The following is a 16,987-nucleotide window of genomic DNA, read 5'->3' as shown; positions in this document are numbered from 1 at the left end:
GCCTAGTCGGCTGCCTGTGCATCCTTGGACGGCAGGCTGTCTATTTTTTCGCAGGCCTGACGCAGCTCGGTGGAGGGGTTATGCGTCTCGCACAGTTTTTCCACATCGGCGGCGCAGGCCTCGATCGAATTTTCAAAGTCGGATTCAAGCACGTCCTCGGCAACCGTCAGGTCCTGGTTGCGGGTGTTTTCTTCATCCTTTTGCAAAAGATCCTGCGTTTTGTGCAGTTCCTTGAGCGATTCAATACAGGCAGGCCCCGCCGCGTCGGGCTTGAGGTGCAGAACCGCAAGTTCCTTTTGCAACTGGACGTTGTTGACGTTGTTGCGCGGGGCTGTCTCATCATCGGCCATGGCAAGGGAGCCTGCGCTCAGGCCACCGGCCAGAAGAACGGATGCCATAGCGGCATGATACAAACGAAAACCGGACACGAGCACAATTCTCCTGAGTCTGCGACACTGCGCACCAATTACCCTGTTTTCTAGCCTGTCTGTGTCGGATAGGTAAAGAAACAACCCGGAAAAGCTGCCAGCAGGCTTGGCATGGACTTGGATTTGGTGCTAGGTGTGACCTCGGAAAGTCGGCGGTGGACGGACACCTTGCTAAACCGGTCAGGTCCGGAAGGAAGCAGCCATGGTGAGTTTCGTCCGGGTCATTGTTCGGCTTTCCACCCTAATTTTCCGCCCTTGTGGATCAGACCATTCTGCGCCGGTCAAACCGCGCATGCAGGGCGTGACCTTACACAGTCTGCGGGCATGGCATGAGTGATACGACTGACGAGCAGTTCCCTCACGATGAGGGGCTTCCCAGTCCGGAACCGGAAGGCCCCGGCCTGTTTGGTGATGCCGATCCGGCTCCCGCCCCCTCCGCGCCTCCCCCGCCAGCGCCCGATGCCGCAGCCCCTCCCTACAGGGTGCTTGCCCGCAAATACCGCCCCACAACATTTGATGACCTGATCGGCCAGGAGGCCATGGTCCGCACCCTGCGCAATGCGTTTGCGCTGGGGCGTGTGGCCCATGCCTTTATGCTGACCGGGGTGCGCGGGGTGGGCAAAACCACGACCGCACGCATTATTGCCCGTGCCCTTAACTGCACCGGGCCGGATGGCAACGGTGGCCCCACGGCTGACCCGTGTGGTGTATGCCCCAACTGCGTGGCCATTCTGGCTGACCGCCACCCCGATGTGCTGGAAATGGACGCCGCCTCCCGCACAGGGGTGGATGATGTGCGCGAGATTATAGAGGCCACGCGCTTCCGCCCCATGCAGGGGCGTATGAAGGTCTTTATCATCGACGAAGTGCATATGCTCTCGCGCAATGCCTTTAACGCCCTGCTCAAAACGCTGGAAGAACCGCCTGCGCAGGTAACGTTCATTTTTGCCACGACCGAACTGCGCAAGGTGCCGGTCACGGTTCTGTCGCGCTGCCAGCGGTTTGACCTGCGGCGCGTGCCACAGGCCGAACTGGCCGGCCTGTTCGCCCGGATTGCACAAAAGGAACACGTTGCCCTCTCCGACGATGCATTGGCCCTGATCGCCCGCGCGGCAGACGGCTCGGTGCGGGATGGCCTCTCCCTGCTGGATCAGGCCATTGCCCAGGGCAGTGGTGTGACGGATGAAGGCGGGGTTATTGGTGCAGGCATTGTGAGCGACATGCTGGGGCTGGCGGACCGCGAGGTGGTGTTCGACCTGCTCGACGCGGTGCTGACCGGCAAGCCCGACAAAGCCCTTGCCCTGCTGGATGCAGCCTATGCCCGTGGGGCTGACCCCGGCCTTGTGCTGGGGGATATGCTGGAGCTTGTGCATATTGTCTCCCGCCTGCGGGCTGTGCCCGGTCTGGGGGACTCGGCAGATATGCCAGAGGCCGAGCGGGTGCGGGGCACACATATGGCCAGCGCCTTTACCGTGCCCGTGCTCATGCGGGCATGGCAGATGCTGGTCAAGGGTGTGCGGGAGGTGGAGAGTGCACCAGACCGCCGCGCTGCAGCAGATATGGTGCTGATCCGCCTGTGTTACGTGGCCGATCTGCCCTCGCCCGAGGATCTGGTCAAACGCCTGAGCGCTACACAGGACGATACCGGGCGTGGCGGATCATCTGCCCCCCCTTCCGCGCCACAGGCCAGTGGCCCGTCCGGGCTGGCTGGTGCACCTGTGGGGAGTGCTGGCCCGAACGGGACCGGCGCTTTTGTGGCTCCACAGGGTGATGCAGCAGGTGGGCATGAGCCGCCGCGCCTGCGCATGGTTAGCTCCGGCGGTATGGCCGTGGCCGCGCCCGTACAGGCAGCAGCCCCTGTTGTGCAGCCCGTGGCCCCGGCTGAGCCGGCCCCTCCGCCGGTCCCGCGGACATGGCGGGAGGCTGTGGCGTTGGTCAGGGAGCAGCGCGAGGCAATTCTGCACGGGCAGTTACGGCATGCCGCGCATCTGATTTCTTTTGCCCCCGGGCGGATTGTCCTGCGGTTTGAGCGTGGGGTGCCGAGCGATATTGTGCCGCAGCTCCGCCGCGTGCTGGACCGCGCAACGGGCATAAGCTGGCAGATTGAAGCCGGGCAGGAGGACGGTGAGCCCACGCTGGACGCGCAGGGCGCGGAGGTTATCCAGTTCCGCCGGCGCGAGGCAGAGGCGCACCCGCTGGTCCGGGCTATTCTGAACGCTTTTCCCGATGCGCAACTGGGTGAGGTGAATGACCACGGGCTGGATGATTACGGCCTCCCCCCGGAGGAGCCGCCCGAACTGCTGTTTGCTCCTCTGGATGCGCAGCCGCTGGATGAAGACGACCGACCATACGACCCCGGCGCCTCGCAGGACTGAAGTGAGCGGGCCGGGCTGGCAAAACAGCACGTTCTGGGCCAGATAGGGAACAGGTGATGCGCCGCAGGGGTGCGCCATAGCCGCACCACGCGGCAGACAGACAAGCTAAGGGGATGACCATGAAGAACCTTGCCTCACTGATGAAGCAGGCTACGCAGATGCAGTCCAAGATGGAAGCCATGCAGAGCACACTGGAAGCCATGAACATTGATGGTTCGGCCGGTGCAGGCATGGTCAGCGTTGTGCTGAGCGGCAAGGGGGACATGCGCTCCATTAAAATCGACCCCAAGCTGGCAGACCCGACCGAAATGGAAATGTTGCAGGACCTGATTGTTGCGGCCTGTGCAGATGCCCGCAAGAAGCTGGACGAAAAAGCAGCCGAAGAAATGCAGAAGGTCACCGGTGGGCTTAACCTGCCCGCAGGCATGAAACTGCCGTTCTGAACCGCAGATACAACCGACCTTGAGCGCGGGGGAAAGCAGGCGGGCATGGGTGGTCAGGAAATAGAGCAGCTTATTCGCCTGCTGGGGCGCCTGCCGGGTTTTGGCCCGCGCTCGGCCCGGCGTGTGGCGCTGTACCTGCTCCGCGAGCCCCATACACGGCTGGCCCCGCTGGCCCGCGCCATGGAACGGGCGGGGGAGGCCATTCGCACCTGCTCCTCCTGCGGGAATCTGGATACATCGGACCCGTGCCACATCTGCACCGACCCGCTGCGTGACAGGGGGCTGGTGTGTGTGGTGGAAACAGTGGGGGACCTGTGGGCGCTTGAACGTGCGGGGGTCCATAGGGGTGTTTATCAGGTTCTGGGGGGTACCCTGTCCCCTCTGGCTGGGGTTGGGCCGGAAGACCTTAACGTATCCGCCCTGATGACCCGCCTGCATGAAGGCACCGTGCGCGAGGTTATTCTGGCTCTGGGCGCCACGGTGGAAGGAGCCACCACCATGCACTGGCTGATGGATCAGCTGGAAGCATATGAGGGGCTGACCATCAGCCGTGTGGCGCAAGGCGTGCCCATGGGGGGCGCTCTGGATGTGCTGGACGATGGCACTCTAGCCGCGGCTCTGGGTGCTCGTCGCCCTGCCTGACAGAGTGGCGCCAACCATTAAGGGAAGAAACATACCCGTGGACATGCAGCCGATCAGCCCGGCCATACCACGCCGCGCTCTGGTAACCGGGGGTAGCGAGCGGTTTGGTCAGGCCATTGCGCTTGGTCTTGCGCAGGCCGGGTTTGATGTGGCCATCCATGACCGCGCCAACAGGGCCGGGGCGGAGGGCATATTGCATGCCGTGCGCGCGCTAGGCCGCACCGGCTGTGTGCTACAGGCCGACTTCATGCGGGAGGAGCAGGTGCAGGCCCTGTATGGGCAGGCTGCGCAGGCTCTTGGCGGCCCTTTGGGTGTGCTGGTCAACAATACCTCCACCTGTGAGCAGGATGAATGGGACAGTGCCTCGCTGGAAAGCTGGATGCTGCACATGAAGCCCAACCTGCGTGCGCCCTTTGTGCTGATTCAGGCCTTTGCCAAGGGGTTGCCCCAAGGGGCACAGGGCATGGTGCTGAATATGCTGGATGAGCATGTGTGGCCCCTATCGCCGTACTTTGTCAGCCATACCGTATCCAAAACTGCGCTGTGGACACTCACACAGACCATGGCGCAGGCCCTTGCCCCCAAAGGGATCAGGGTTAACGCCTTGGGTTCTGCTCCCGGTCCTGCCCTGCCCGGCTCCGGGCCGATGCAGGAGCAGTCTGCACGGCAATGCGCGTCTGTGCCCCCCGGCCAGGACGCTTTGCCTGATCAGGCTGCGCGGGCAACCCTTGCCCTTTTGGCCCAGCCCTTTGTGACCGGGCAGATGCTGACCCTGAACAGTGGGCAACACCTGCAATGGTCCCCGGCCCTGTTGGCCGGACATGCCGTGGAAGAATAAAAGAATGGCCGTTTTTGCTCCGTGGGCCGACCAGCCGCCGCTGCGTTGCCTGTTTTTGAAGAACATGGTGCTTGATGCCCATATTGGCGTGTTCCCGCATGAGCAGGGTGTAACCCAGCGTATTCGGGTGTCGGTCCATTATGGGGTGGATGACCGCACGGATCTGGAGGTCGGGCCGGATGACCTGAGCCGTACGGTCTCGTACGAGCGGGTGGTCCAGCTTGTGCACCGTATTGTGCGTGAAGGGCATGTGCGGCTGGTGGAAACACTGGCCGAACGCATAGCCTCCGGCGTGCTGAGCGATGACCGCGTGCGTGTTGTGCGTGTGCGCATAGAAAAACTGGATGTGTTTGCAGAAATAGAAGGTGTGGGCGTGGAAATAGAGCGCCGCCCTGCAAGCTGATTTCTGGCCCCGGCCTGCCAGCCGGGGCTGGCGGCATAAAAAAAGCCCGCTGTATGCCAGCGGGCTTTTTTTTTGGTCTGAAACACAGATGTTCAGAACCCCCTGAGGGGTCAGGATTCGTGGTCTTCCGAATCCGTGTTGACATCGATGTCTGAGCTGATGTCGTCGTCATCATCATCCAGATCAGCGGTGTCTTCCATCACATCATCGTCGTCCGTATCGTCATCGGTGTCGATATCGATATCTTCATCGGCCTTCTTGATGGGGGCAGCACTCGCTGGAACGGGGGACAGGCTGTCAGAGTTGCGGCGCAGGCGCGGCACCAGAGCAGGCTGTTCCGTTCCGCATTTGGGGCAAATGGCGGGTGCGCGGTTCAGGTCATAAAAACGGGCACCACAGGACACGCAGACGCGTTTGGTGCCGAGATCGGGCTGGGACATCTTGCTACCTGTCAATCCTGAGCAGATATTGGGGCCAACGCCCCGGAACACGAACGAACCCCGAACAGCACCGGAGTGCTGGGACAGGACTCGAACCAGACTGTTAAGGCGATGCCCAATGCCACTGTGTTTCGGGTCGTGTCAAACCCGGAGTTTGCAAAAGGTGGTATTTTCTGCATCCCCACCCCTCTTTTTCTGCCCCTGCCCGGATTGACTTGCAGGCCGTCCCGCCGGAATGAAAAGAGCATGACACACGTATCCTCCCCCTCCGCCCGTCCGCTGCGGGTTACGCGCGCGCAGGCCCCTCTTTCCGGTTCCATCCGTGTGCCGGGTGATAAATCCATCAGCCACCGCGCCCTTATGTTTGCCTCCCTCGCACGGGGGGAAACCCATATTACCGGGCTTTTGGAAGGGGAGGACGTTCTGCGCACAGCGGCGGCCATGCGCGCGCTGGGTGCACAGGTAGCGCAGCACGCACCGGGGGACTGGCGCGTGAGTGGTCTGGGCATTGGCAAGCTGCGTGAGCCTGAGGATGTGCTGGATATGGGCAATTCCGGCACGGCGGCCCGTCTTTTGTCCGGTATTCTGGCCAGCCACGGCATGGTGTCGGTCATGACGGGGGACGCCAGCCTGCGCCGTAGGCCCATGAAGCGCGTTATGGACCCACTGGCAGGTACCGGGGCCACCTTTATGGCGCGTGAGGGCGGACGCCTGCCCATGGCCATTCATGGTCTGGCGGACCCCAAACCGCTGGATTACCGCCTGCCCGTGGCCTCTGCGCAGGTCAAATCCGCCGTGCTGCTGGCCGGGCTGAACGCACAGGGGCAGACACGGGTGGAAGAACCCGTAGCCACCCGGGACCATACCGAAAACATGCTCCGCCACTTTGGTGCGCACGTTAAGGTGGAGGAAACCCCACAGGGTGGCCGGGTTATTCTGCTGCAGGGCCGCCCGGACCTTGTTGCGCGTGATGTGGTGGTGCCGGGGGACCCGTCCTCCGCCGCCTTCCCTATTGTTGCGGCACTGCTGGTGCCGGGGGCGGATATTACAATTTCCACCGTGGGGCTGAACCCCCTGCGCACCGGCCTGTTCATTACCTTGCAGGAAATGGGCGCACAGCTTGAGGTCACCAATATCCGCACCGAAGGGGGCGAACTGGTGGGGGATTTGCATGTGCGTGCATCCAGCCTCAAAGGCGTGACTGTACCTGCCGACCGTGCTCCGTCCATGATTGATGAATACCCCATTCTGGCTGTGGCGGCGGCGCATGCTTCTGGCGTATCGCGCTTTTGCGGAGTGGAAGAACTGCGCGTGAAGGAAAGCGACCGTCTGGCCGCAACCGTGGCGCTGCTGGAAAACAACGGCGTTAAAACCGCAGTGGAGGGGGATGATCTGGTTGTGTACGGCACCGGCAACGCCATTCCCGGCGGTGGCGTGGTGCAGACCCATATGGACCACCGGCTGGCCATGAGCGCGTCCGTGCTGGGGCTGGTGGCCCAGAACCCGGTGGAAATAGATGATACCGCGTTCATAGACACCAGCTTCCCCGGCTATTTGCATCTCATGAACAGCCTTGGCGCGGGGTTTGTACTATGACGCGCGGCGGACCCGTTATTGCCGTGGATGGTCCCGCGGCTGCCGGCAAGGGCACTCTGGCCCGCAAGCTGGCCGAAGCACTGGGCCTGCCGTATCTGGATACAGGGTTGCTCTACCGTGCAGTCGGGCGGCTGGCCCTTGATGCCGGGCAGGACCCCGCACAACCCGCCGAACGGTTTGCTCAGGCCCTGACGCCAGAGGACATGCTGCGCAAGGACCTGCGCCTGCCAGATGCGGCTCTGGCAGCCAGCAAGGTGGCGGCCCAGCCTGCGGTACGGGCCGCTCTGGTGGAAACCCAGCGCCGGTTTGCTGCCCGGCAGGGGGCCGTGCTGGACGGGCGGGATATTGGCACGGCCATTTTCCCCGATGCGGATGTCAAACTGTTCATTACCGCATCCCCCGCCACCCGCACGCTCAGGCGCTTTTTGCAAAGCGGAGGGGACCCGGCCGCCCCTGATGCGCAAACGCAGCTTCAGGCCATGGAAGACGCCCTGCGCGCGCGTGACGAAGCCGATGCAAGCCGGGATTCCGCACCCATGCGGGTTGCGGATGACGCATACGTGATTGAGACGGACACGCTGGATGCACAGGCCGTTCTGGCCGAAGCCTTGCGGTTTACGCGGGAACGACTCGTGGCCGCACGGGGCTGAGTGCAGGCCCCCCGTACAGGGGGCGCAAGCCATGGTTACGCATTTTTTGCCCCCATTTGCGTGATGGATGGCGCTTTAAGTTGACAAACCGGGGTCAGGTGTTCTCTGTGCAAACAGAAATCCGCCCCGATGGCGGGTTTTTCTGGATAACAGTCTGGCCTGACCCAAAAAGCGGGGGGTATTGCTACCCATTCGTTCCGTCGGGCAAGTCGTGCCGCAGTTTGCGGTGCGCAGGAACAGCCTGCACGCATGTTGCTGGCGGGCTCAGGATTTACGGTACCACATGGCTTCAGCCACCACCCAGACCACGGATCACTTCCGTGGCGAAGATTTTGCCGCCCTTCTTGATGAGACCCTTGGCCGCGATTCCGGCTTTGACGGGTCCGTTGTTCGCGGTCGCGTTGTTCGTCTGACCGACGACTACGCCATTGTTGACGTCGGCCTGAAGAGCGAAGGCCGCGTTTCCCTGCGTGAATTCGCACCTCCGGGCGTCAAGCCTGAAGTGCAGCCGGGCGATGTGATCGAACTGTACGTCGAGCGTTACGAAGACCGCGACGGCAGCATCGTTCTCTCCCGCGAAAAAGCACGCCGTGAAGAAGCCTGGACCAGCCTCGAAAAAGCTTTCGAAGCCAACCAGCGCGTTAACGGCACCATCTATGGCCGCGTTAAAGGTGGCTTTACGGTTGATCTGGGCGGCGCCATGGCGTTCCTTCCCGGCAGCCAGGTGGACATCCGCCCCGTGCGTGACGTCGGCCCGCTGATGGGTGTGCCCCAGCCGTTCCAGATTCTGAAGATGGACCGTGCACGTGGCAACATCGTTGTCTCCCGTCGTGCCGTTCTGGAAGAAACGCGTGCTGAACAGCGCAGCGAACTGATCCAGGGCCTGACCGAAGGCATGATCCTTGATGGCGTGGTCAAGAACATCACCGATTACGGTGCGTTCGTTGATCTGGGCGGCGTTGACGGCCTGCTGCATGTGACCGACATCGCATGGAAGCGCATCAACCACCCCTCCGAAGCACTGCAGATCGGCCAGCCGGTACGCGTGCAGGTGATCCGCTTCAACCCCGAAACGCAGCGCATCTCCCTTGGCATGAAGCAGCTTGAAGCTGATCCGTGGGAAAATGTGGCACTTAAGTACCCGCCGGGCGCTCGCTTTACGGGCCGCGTGACCAACATTACCGATTACGGCGCATTCGTTGAGCTGGAACCCGGTGTTGAAGGTCTGGTGCACGTTTCCGAAATGTCCTGGACGAAAAAGAACGTCCACCCCGGCAAAATCGTTGCGACCTCTCAGGAAGTGGACGTGATGGTTCTGGATGTGGACAGCTCCAAGCGCCGCATCTCTCTGGGTCTGAAGCAGGTTCAGCGCAATCCTTGGGAACAGTTCGCCGAAGAACACAAGGTTGGCTCCACCGTGGAAGGCGAAATCCGCAACATTACGGAATTCGGCCTGTTCATCGGCCTGTCCGCAGACATCGACGGCATGGTTCACATGTCCGACCTGTCCTGGGACGAAGCTGGCGAAGAAGCCATGAAGAACTACGAAAAGGGCCAGGTTGTAAAAGCCAAGGTTCTGGATGTGGACGTGGAAAAAGAACGTATCTCCCTGGGCATCAAGCAGCTTCAGGAAGATCCGGCAGCCGATGCGCTGGCCAGCATCCAGAAGGGCACGATCGTTACCTGCATCGTGACCGCTGTGCAGACCAACGGCATTGAAGTGAAGGTTGACGACGTTCTGAGCGGCTTCATCCGTCGTGCGGAACTGGCTCGTGACAAAGCCGAACAGCGCCCCGAACGCTTCGCCGTTGGCGAACGTGTGGACGCCAAGGTTGTGTCCGTTGACCGTGCATCCCGCAAAGTTGCCCTGACCATCAAGGGCCGCGAAGTGGAAGAAGACAAGCAGGCTATCAACGAATACGGCTCCGCAGATAGCGGTGCATCGCTCGGTGATATTCTGGGTGCAGCGATCCGTCGTCGTAACACCGAAGACTGAGCATAAAAAAACCGGGGTGGTTTGCGCCATCCCGGTTTGGCAGAATCATTTGCCATGCAAAAAATAGCGCCCCACAAGGGCGCTATTTTTTTATGGGCTATGCTTTAGTCCAGACAGGCCTTGCGGAAGGCCGCAAATGCGCGGGCACGGTGGCTGATGGCGTTTTTCTGCTCATCCGTCATTTCTGCAAAGCTGCGGGTCTGGTTTTCGGGTTCAAAAATCGGGTCATATCCGTGGCCGTTGGCGCCACGTGGGGGCCAGACAATCTGCCCGTCAATCCGCCCTTCAAAGCTGAATGTGCGCCCATCGGGGAAGGCAAGGCAGAGCACGCAGATAAACCACGCATTGCGTTCGTCCTGCCCGATGCCTTCCTCAATCCGGGCCATGGCGGCGTTAAAGTCCTTGTCCGGGCCAGCCCAGCGGGCGGAGTAAATACCCGGCGCACCCCCCAGAGCACTCACGCACAGGCCCGAATCATCGGCCAGTGCTGGCAGGTTGGCGGCCCGGGCGGCTGCCAGCGCCTTGATGGCGGCATTACCGGCAAAGGTTGTGGCGGTTTCCTCCGGTTCGGGCAGGTTCAATTCCCCGGCGGAGAGTACGGTAATGCCAAACTCCGCCATAAGGGCGGAAAATTCGGCCAGCTTGCCTGCGTTATGCGTGGCAAGCACCAGCCTGTCGCCGGATTTAAGGGTGGGGTTGGTCATGTTCAGGGCTGCTCTGCTGTGTTGACGGCAGTCAACTGGGCTTCAAACAGTTCGCCTGCACCTTTGCGGGCAAGGGCGAACAGGGAGTTAAAGGCATCCTCGCTAAAGGGTGCATGTTCGGCCGAGGCCTGAATTTCCACAATACGGTTATCAGCGCTGAGCACAAAGTTGGTGTCGGCCAGTGCGGCGCTGTCTTCCGTGTAATCAAGGTCCAGCACGGCGCCGGCACTGGTCAGCCCGCAGGATACGGCAGCGACCTGCCCGGTTAGTGGCATGCGTTGCAGCACGCGGTTGGCAACCAGCTTGCCAAGGGCCAGACGGAGGGCCACCCACGCGCCGGTAATGGAGGCACAGCGCGTGCCGCCATCGGCGTTCAGCACATCGCAATCCAGTGTAATGCAGAGTTCGCCAAGGGCTTTAAGGTCCGTAACTGCGCGCAGGGAGCGGCCGATCAGGCGCTGGATTTCCTGCGTGCGGCCGGATTGCTTGCCCCGTGCGGCCTCACGGTTGCCGCGGGCATGGGTGGCGCGGGGCAGCATGCCATATTCCGCCGTAACCCACCCGCTGCCCTTGCCGCGCAGGAAGGGGGGAACACGGTTTTCCACACTGGCGGTGCACAGGACCTCTGTGCCACCAATGCGGATAAGGGCAGAGCCTTCCGCATGGCGGGAAAAGCCGGTTTCTATAATAATCGGGCGCATCTGCCCGGCCTGTCGGCCTGATGGACGCATGCTGCTGCTCCTGCAAAACAATAACAAAGGGTTGCGCCTGCACATAAAATGCTTTTGGCAGGAGTAAAACCGGAAATAAGCCGTTATAATCGCTTATCAGACCGCCCAAAGGAGCCTGAGAGCCATGAAGCGTGGCCTGTTGCCCGCCCAAGCAATGCTACCTCCCGAACTGGATGGACGCTCCGCCAACATCCTGCGCGAGATTGTGGAAGAATACATGGCCAGTGGCGAACCCGTGGGGTCGCGCACTCTTTCACGCCGGTTGGGGCAGCCGCTTTCCCCCGCAACAATCCGCAATGTCATGGTCTCCCTGACCGAGGCGGGTCTGCTGTTTTCCCCGCATACATCGGCAGGCCGCCTGCCAACGGAAAAAGGGCTGCGTCTGTTTGTGGATGGGCTGCTCCAGTTTGGTGCGCTCTCCGAAGATGAGCAGAAGGTCATCGGCCATTCGCTGGAAGCGCGCGGACGCTCCTTGCAGGATACGTTGACCGAGGCATCCTCCCTGCTCGCAGGTATGTCCGATGCGGCGGGGCTGGTGGTGGCCCCCAAGGGTGAGGGCGGGATCAAGCACATAGAGTTCGTGGCGCTGGGTGGTAACCGTGCCCTTGTGGTGCTGGTGGGAGCGGATGGACATGTGGAAAACCGGGTGATCGAAATCCCGGCCGGGACTCCTCCCTCTGCGCTGGTGGAGGCTGCCAATTACCTGAACGCGCGCGCCATGGGGGCATCCCTGCCCGACCTGCGCCACCGCGTAGGGGCGGAAATGAGCGAAAACCGCACGGTGCTGAACAGCCTGACTGCCGAGGTGGTGGAGAGTGGTCTGGCGATCTGGAACACCGAGCGGGGGGAAAGTGGCGGCACGCTGATCGTGCGTGGCCAGTCCCGCCTGCTGGCTGATGTGGACGGGCAGGAGCGCCTTGTTGCCATCCAGACCCTGTTTGACCGGCTGGAAGCGCAGGAGACAATGCTGCGTCTGCTGGAACTGGTTGAAAGTTCGGAAGGGGTGCGCATCTTTATTGGCGCGGAAAGTGGTCTGTTTGGTACCACTGGCATGTCCGTTGTCATGGCGCCCGCCAGAAACGAGGCCAACAGAATTGTCGGGGCCATAGGCGTTATTGGCCCGACGCGCATAAATTACGGGCGTGTTGTGCCCGTGGTGGACTATACAGCGCGCATATTGGGCGAACTGCTGGGTCAGGCGTAAAAGCCGGGTCTGTCAGGGTTTGGAGCACAGGTCGGAATTCCGCCACGATTGTAAAGAGAATGGCAATGGCGAGGAGACGACAGAATATGGGAATGATAAAGGACCGGTATGACACGCACTCCACCTTCTGGTGATCCGGATTCTTCCCCCCCCCATGACCGGGATACAACACGGTCCTTTTTGTTAGGCAGGCCGCGCTTTCGCCAATGGCGTATGCTGCTGGGCACGGCTGCGGCCGTGCTGCTGGTGGGCAGTGCTGGCGGGGCCGTGGTGGTGTGGTCGCAATACCAGAGTATTGTGGCCGACCTGCCAACAGTGGATGGCCTGCGCTCCTATCAGCCGCCGGTCATGAGCCGCCTGTACGCATCGGATGACCAGCTTGTCGCCGAACTGGCGGACGAGCGGCGGGTGTTTGTGCCCTCCAACGCCATTCCCGACCGGGTGAAAAGTGCGTTTATCGCGGCGGAAGACCAGAAGTTCTGGACCCATAAGGGTGTGGACCCCGCCGCGATTATCCGCGCGGGCCTGACCGACCTGACACGTGGACGCGGGCGCAGGCCTATTGGTGCGTCCACCATTACGCAGCAGGTTGCCCGCGTCATGCTGCTGGGGAGCAATGCTGTCTCGTTCAAGCGCAAGGCCAAGGAAGCATTTCTGGCCATGCGTATCGAGCAGGTTCTGCCCAAGGAAAAAATCCTCGAGATTTACCTGAACGAAATTTATCTGGGTAACGGTGCCTATGGCATTGGTGCTGCTGCCCAGACGTATTTTAACAAACCTCTGGACCAGCTGGATAACGCGGAGGTCGCGTTTCTGGCGGCGCTGCCCAAGTCGCCCACCAATTACAACCCTGCCCGCTTCCCCGATGCAGCGCGGGGCCGCCGCAACTGGGTGCTGGAGCGCATGGCCGATATTGGCGCCATTACGCAGGCCGAGGCCCGTATGGCCGAGGCAGAGCCGCTTGTCAGCGTCAGCTATTCCCGCCCCGGCCCTGCTCCCGGCTCCGAATGGTTTGCCGAGGAAGTCCGGCGTGAGCTGCTGGAAAAATATGGTCAGGATGTCACCATGCAGGGGGGGCTGGATGTTCATACCAGTCTGGACCTGCCTCTCCAGCGTGCTGCCCAGACCATTTTGCAGCAGGGGCTTATGGCGTATGACCGCCAGCACCGTGGCTGGCATGGCCCTGTTACGCACCTGAATACCCCTGTGCCGCTCACGCAGGACGAGTGGGTGCGCGCCCTGCGCACGGTCAGTGCTCCGGCCGGCATGCTGGACCAGTGGCGTCTGGCCATTGTGCTGGATGGCAACAAGGGGCAGGTCGGCTGGCTGGAAGGTAGCGTGGTCCGCCGCAATGTTGCGCAGGGGGGTGAACCCCATACAGGGCAGATCCAGCCCAAGGATATGGCATGGGTCCGCCGGGCCCGCCCCCTCCGCACGGGTGACATTGTGATGGTCGAACCCCAGAGCGGGCAGTCCGGTGTTGCGCTGATGCAGATACCGGTTGTGGAAGGCGCTATTGTCACCATGAACGCCCGCACGGGGCGTGTTCTTGCTCTGGTGGGGGGGTGGTCTTTTCAGGCCTCGCAGTTTGACCGGGCCACGCAGGCGCTGCGCCAGCCGGGCTCCTCCTTCAAGCCATTTGTCTATCTACAGGCCATGGAGCAGGGTATATCGCCCTCTCAGGAGTTTGATGACTCCCCCGTGTCCTACGGCACATGGCACCCCAATAACTACGAAAAAGACTTCTGGGGCCCCACGTCCCTGCATGACGCGCTGCGTGAATCGCGCAACCTTGTGACCATTCGCCTTGCCGCCCATCTGGGCATGAACACGGTTGCGGATACGGCCATCAAGCTCGGGCTGGTGGATAGCATGCCCCACGTGCTGCCCGCAGCGCTGGGGGCTGTGGAAACCACGGTTCTCAAGGAGGCCGGAGCCTACGCCGCCCTTGCCGCCGGAGGGCGCAGGATTACCCCGACCCTGATTGATGATGTGCAGGACCGTGATGGGCATGTCATCTGGCGGCCTGCCAGCGGGTTGTCTCTGGTTGCGGCGTCTTCCCTGCCTGCCGCGGGGGCTGGCGCAGCCAATGGGGTGGACGCCATACACCCGGATGCACCGCAGGCGAATGCCGGTGGTGCGGGCTCTGGTCAGCCTTCCTCCCAGCCGTCGGTTGTGGTGCTCACGCCGCAGGATCTTCCTGCTTTGCGTGATGACAGGCCCGTGGCGGCATCCGAGCAGAGTGCGTTCCAGATCACGACCATGCTGCAGGACGTTATCCGGCGCGGTACGGGTGTGCGTGCGGGTGAGGGCATAGATACGCCCATCGCAGGCAAAACCGGCACCAGCCAGAACTTTAACGATGCCTGGTTCGCAGGTTACACGCCTGAACTGGTGACAGTCGTGTGGGTCGGGTTTGATACACCCCAGTCCCTTGGACGGAACGAGACGGGGGGCGCCATTGCCGGCCCGTTGTGGAACAAGGTGATGAAGGCGGCCCTCAAGGACCAGCCCAAGCTCGACTTTGCCGCCCCCGATGGCGTGACACTGGTCAGCTACGACACGGGCCGTGGTGTTGCGATAGATGCGTTCAAGGACGGTCAGCTCCCCGGTGTGAGTGCCAACCTGCTGAGCAACGTGGATGCCCAGGAGCTGAGTGCCGCCGATACAGGGGCCGAGAACATGCCGGATTCGGAAAGCGATATGGCGGCCAGCGTCAATGGTTCCGGCCCGTCTGGTGCGGCTGCGGCCAGCCCGGCCGAAGGCAACAGCGCACCCCCTCCCGCACCTTCTGGGGGTGACATTGGCATGGGTGGCCTTTATTGAAGGCCGCAGAGAACGGAATGGGACGATAATTCCCCCAAAGCAGATGGAGAACAGGCCCGATGTCCGCCGAGACAGAAGCCCTTAACGAACAGATCAAGCAGTCGGTCGCACTGCTGAGGAGGCATCTTTAACTGGGATGTCGCTGAAGCCCGCCTTGCGGAACTGAACAACCAGGCCGAAGACCCCGACCTGTGGAATAACCCCGAAGCCGCGCAGAAAATGATGCGCGAGCGTACGCTTCTGGCCAACCAGATCGAGGGTGTGCAGGCGTTGGAAACCAACGTGAACGACACCTCCGAGCTGATTGAAATGGCCGAAGCCGAAGGGGATGCCGATCTGGTGGCCGAGGGGCTGGCCAGCCTGCGCGCCTTGGCGGAAGAAGCCAAACGGCGTGAGATTGAAAGCCTGCTTTCTGGCGAGGCGGATAGCAATGACTGCTATCTGGAAGTCAACGCAGGGGCTGGTGGCACGGAGGCGCAGGACTGGGCCGAAATGATGCTGCGCATGTACACCCGCTGGGCAGAAGCGCATGATTACAAGGTCACGCTGATTGAAAGCTCGGAGGGCGAACAGGCCGGGCTTAAATCCGCAACCATTCTGGTTTCCGGCCCCAATGCCTATGGCTGGCTGAAGACCGAAGCAGGTGTGCACCGGCTTGTGCGCATTTCTCCTTTTGATGCAGCCGCCCGCCGCCAGACGTCCTTTGCATCGGTCTGGGTTTACCCGGTTATTGATGATTCAATTGAAATTGAAATCAATGACGCGGACCTGAAGGTGGACACTTTCCGTGCTTCCGGCGCGGGTGGTCAGCACGTGAACAAGACGGATTCCGCTATCCGTATCACCCATATTCCTACCGGGATTGTGGTTGCGTGCCAGACAGACCGTTCCCAGCACAGGAACCGCGCTACGGCCATGCAGATGCTGCGTGCACGGATGTACGAAGCCGAACTGCAACGGCGTGAGGCGGCAGCGGCTGAAGCTGAAGCCGCCAAGACCGATATTGGCTGGGGGCACCAGATACGGTCGTATGTTCTGGCCCCTTACCAGATGGTCAAGGACCTGCGCACAAGTGTTGAAACCGGCAACCCCGATGCCGTTCTGGATGGGGAGCTGGACGCATTTATGGCGGCAGCACTGGCCATGCGCGTAGGGGCAACCCGCTCGGAGGCAAGTGCCAGCGCGCAGTAGGCCGGGGCTGTTTGGTCCGGTCCGTTACGCGGGATGGTAAAAAAGGCGGGCTCCTTGCAGGGGCCCGCCTTTTTTCGTGTTTATAAAGTACTTAACTTCATAAAGTTCATATGCAAACTTTTCTCATATAACCTGCTTGACATCTGCCGTGCCAGATTGCCCAATCAGCCCAATGGATAAAGGTATGTCAGCAGGCGTGCCGGTTCTGAGCCATATGGCCAGATTAAAATTCCTGAGTGTTTTTCGTGGCTGAAAGCGAAACAGAGATGTTTTGTTTGGCGGCTTGAAGAGGGAGGGCCAGAATGAGTAACCCTGAGCAGCAGCCAGGTTCGGCAAAGTATGCCTTTCGGGCAAGTGCTGCTGTTGGTGTGATTGCGTTCCTGCTTGTGCTGATCATGCATGTGCTGGGCATATGGGGACTGATCTACGGGATGGGGAATGGTGACAGCCCGCCCCCGCCGGCCAGACCGCCCATTCAGACGCGCGTTCTGCCGCCGCCACCCCCTCCGCCGCCGCCGCC

Annotated in this window: 15 protein-coding genes, 1 other RNA gene and 1 pseudogene; 13 read left to right on the top strand and 4 right to left on the bottom strand. The window is 61.5% G+C overall.

All coding sequences use genetic code 11. The features are described 5' to 3' along the window. Positions 1-2 precede the first annotated feature (2 nt). Positions 3-428 (bottom strand): hypothetical protein, encoded by a 426-nt coding sequence (locus HK20_RS09835; protein WP_095349512.1) that lies wholly within the window; start codon positions 426-428, stop codon positions 3-5. A 143-nt stretch (positions 429-571) separates the two neighbouring features. Here HK20_RS09835 and ffs point away from each other — a divergent pair. The 6 genes from ffs (at position 572) to folB (ending at position 5,129) form a co-directional block, all read left to right on the top strand. Continuing rightward, positions 572-669, top strand: an RNA gene (gene ffs / locus HK20_RS09830) — signal recognition particle sRNA small type. 88 nt (positions 670-757) lie between these two features. After that, positions 758-2,803 carry a DNA polymerase III subunit gamma/tau gene (locus tag HK20_RS09825; RefSeq protein WP_086646892.1) on the top strand — a complete coding sequence of 682 codons (2,046 nt, stop codon included), beginning with the start codon at positions 758-760 and terminating at the stop codon, positions 2,801-2,803. Positions 2,804-2,922: 119 nt separating this feature from the next. Beyond that, the gene (locus HK20_RS09820) at positions 2,923-3,246 is read left to right on the top strand and encodes a YbaB/EbfC family nucleoid-associated protein (RefSeq protein ID WP_086646945.1); all 324 of its coding nucleotides are present in this window, start codon (positions 2,923-2,925) and stop codon (positions 3,244-3,246) included. Positions 3,247-3,291: 45 nt separating this feature from the next. Then, positions 3,292-3,888 (top strand): recombination mediator RecR, encoded by a 597-nt coding sequence (recR, locus tag HK20_RS09815; protein WP_086646891.1) that lies wholly within the window; start codon positions 3,292-3,294, stop codon positions 3,886-3,888. Between the two features lie 31 nt (positions 3,889-3,919). Then, positions 3,920-4,726 carry an SDR family oxidoreductase gene (locus HK20_RS09810; protein ID WP_086646944.1) on the top strand — a complete coding sequence of 269 codons (807 nt, stop codon included), beginning with the start codon at positions 3,920-3,922 and terminating at the stop codon, positions 4,724-4,726. Positions 4,727-4,730: 4 nt separating this feature from the next. Continuing rightward, on the top strand, positions 4,731-5,129 hold the full coding sequence (gene folB, locus HK20_RS09805) for a dihydroneopterin aldolase (RefSeq protein ID WP_086646890.1): 399 nt from the start codon (positions 4,731-4,733) through the stop codon (positions 5,127-5,129). Between the two features lie 110 nt (positions 5,130-5,239). On the opposite strand, the gene HK20_RS09800 is transcribed toward folB, so the two are convergent. Then, on the bottom strand, positions 5,240-5,569 hold the full coding sequence (locus HK20_RS09800; protein ID WP_086646889.1) for a TIGR02300 family protein: 330 nt from the start codon (positions 5,567-5,569) through the stop codon (positions 5,240-5,242). Between the two features lie 246 nt (positions 5,570-5,815). Between HK20_RS09800 and aroA the strand changes: the two genes are divergently transcribed. The 3 genes from aroA (at position 5,816) to rpsA (ending at position 9,811) form a co-directional block, all read left to right on the top strand. Continuing rightward, entirely contained in the window at positions 5,816-7,165 is a 1,350-nt protein-coding gene (gene aroA / locus HK20_RS09795) for a 3-phosphoshikimate 1-carboxyvinyltransferase (RefSeq protein ID WP_086646943.1), read from the top strand. Beyond that, a complete protein-coding gene (cmk, locus tag HK20_RS09790; protein WP_086646888.1) occupies positions 7,162-7,815 on the top strand; it encodes a (d)CMP kinase in 654 nt (217 codons plus the stop codon). The genes aroA and cmk overlap by 4 nt, the downstream gene beginning before the upstream one ends. Before the next feature lie 283 nt (positions 7,816-8,098). After that, positions 8,099-9,811 (top strand): 30S ribosomal protein S1, encoded by a 1,713-nt coding sequence (gene rpsA, locus HK20_RS09785; protein ID WP_086646887.1) that lies wholly within the window; start codon positions 8,099-8,101, stop codon positions 9,809-9,811. Between the two features lie 104 nt (positions 9,812-9,915). Here the strand turns inward: rpsA and rdgB are convergent, their stop codons facing one another. Together rdgB and rph are read right to left on the bottom strand one after the other, a co-directional pair. Next, on the bottom strand, positions 9,916-10,515 hold the full coding sequence (gene rdgB, locus HK20_RS09780; RefSeq protein ID WP_086646886.1) for an RdgB/HAM1 family non-canonical purine NTP pyrophosphatase: 600 nt from the start codon (positions 10,513-10,515) through the stop codon (positions 9,916-9,918). A 2-nt stretch (positions 10,516-10,517) separates the two neighbouring features. Continuing rightward, complete coding sequence (gene rph / locus HK20_RS09775) at positions 10,518-11,246, bottom strand: ribonuclease PH (protein WP_086646885.1); 729 nt, start codon at positions 11,244-11,246, stop codon at positions 10,518-10,520. A 124-nt stretch (positions 11,247-11,370) separates the two neighbouring features. On the opposite strand from rph, the gene hrcA reads away from it, so the two are divergent. The 4 genes and pseudogenes from hrcA to HK20_RS13110 form a co-directional block, all read left to right on the top strand. Continuing rightward, positions 11,371-12,450 (top strand): heat-inducible transcriptional repressor HrcA, encoded by a 1,080-nt coding sequence (gene hrcA, locus HK20_RS09770; protein WP_086646884.1) that lies wholly within the window; start codon positions 11,371-11,373, stop codon positions 12,448-12,450. 108 nt (positions 12,451-12,558) lie between these two features. Then, positions 12,559-15,276 (top strand): penicillin-binding protein 1A, encoded by a 2,718-nt coding sequence (locus tag HK20_RS09765; protein WP_086646883.1) that lies wholly within the window; start codon positions 12,559-12,561, stop codon positions 15,274-15,276. A gap of 59 nt (positions 15,277-15,335) precedes the next feature. Then, positions 15,336-16,467, top strand: a protein-coding gene (gene prfB / locus HK20_RS09760; protein ID WP_098123136.1) for a peptide chain release factor 2 whose coding sequence is annotated in 2 segments (ribosomal slippage) — positions 15,336-15,404 and positions 15,406-16,467 — 1,131 coding nt in all. Because the reading frame shifts where the segments join, the coding sequence is not laid out codon by codon here. A gap of 302 nt (positions 16,468-16,769) precedes the next feature. Further along, positions 16,770-16,987 (top strand): annotated as a pseudogene (locus HK20_RS13110) (energy transducer TonB); the annotation flags it as partial.

The sequence above is a fragment of the Acetobacter sp. DsW_54 genome (genome assembly GCF_002153575.1).
Classification (GTDB): Bacteria; Pseudomonadota; Alphaproteobacteria; order Acetobacterales; family Acetobacteraceae; genus Acetobacter; species Acetobacter fabarum.
This window is presented reverse-complemented; position numbering and strand designations above follow the sequence as displayed.

Coding starts and splice junctions, on each gene's coding strand:
- HK20_RS09825 (WP_086646892.1), top strand. CDS start 758: ATGAGTGATACGACTGACGAGCAGTTCCCTCACGATGAGGGGCTTCCC.
- HK20_RS09820 (WP_086646945.1), top strand. CDS start 2,923: ATGAAGAACCTTGCCTCACTGATGAAGCAGGCTACGCAGATGCAGTCC.
- recR (WP_086646891.1), top strand. CDS start 3,292: ATGGGTGGTCAGGAAATAGAGCAGCTTATTCGCCTGCTGGGGCGCCTG.
- folB (WP_086646890.1), top strand. CDS start 4,731: ATGGCCGTTTTTGCTCCGTGGGCCGACCAGCCGCCGCTGCGTTGCCTG.
- HK20_RS09800 (WP_086646889.1), bottom strand. CDS start 5,569: ATGTCCCAGCCCGATCTCGGCACCAAACGCGTCTGCGTGTCCTGTGGT.
- aroA (WP_086646943.1), top strand. CDS start 5,816: ATGACACACGTATCCTCCCCCTCCGCCCGTCCGCTGCGGGTTACGCGC.
- cmk (WP_086646888.1), top strand. CDS start 7,162: ATGACGCGCGGCGGACCCGTTATTGCCGTGGATGGTCCCGCGGCTGCC.
- rpsA (WP_086646887.1), top strand. CDS start 8,099: ATGGCTTCAGCCACCACCCAGACCACGGATCACTTCCGTGGCGAAGAT.
- rdgB (WP_086646886.1), bottom strand. CDS start 10,515: ATGACCAACCCCACCCTTAAATCCGGCGACAGGCTGGTGCTTGCCACG.
- rph (WP_086646885.1), bottom strand. CDS start 11,246: ATGCGTCCATCAGGCCGACAGGCCGGGCAGATGCGCCCGATTATTATA.
- hrcA (WP_086646884.1), top strand. CDS start 11,371: ATGAAGCGTGGCCTGTTGCCCGCCCAAGCAATGCTACCTCCCGAACTG.
- HK20_RS09765 (WP_086646883.1), top strand. CDS start 12,559: ATGACACGCACTCCACCTTCTGGTGATCCGGATTCTTCCCCCCCCCAT.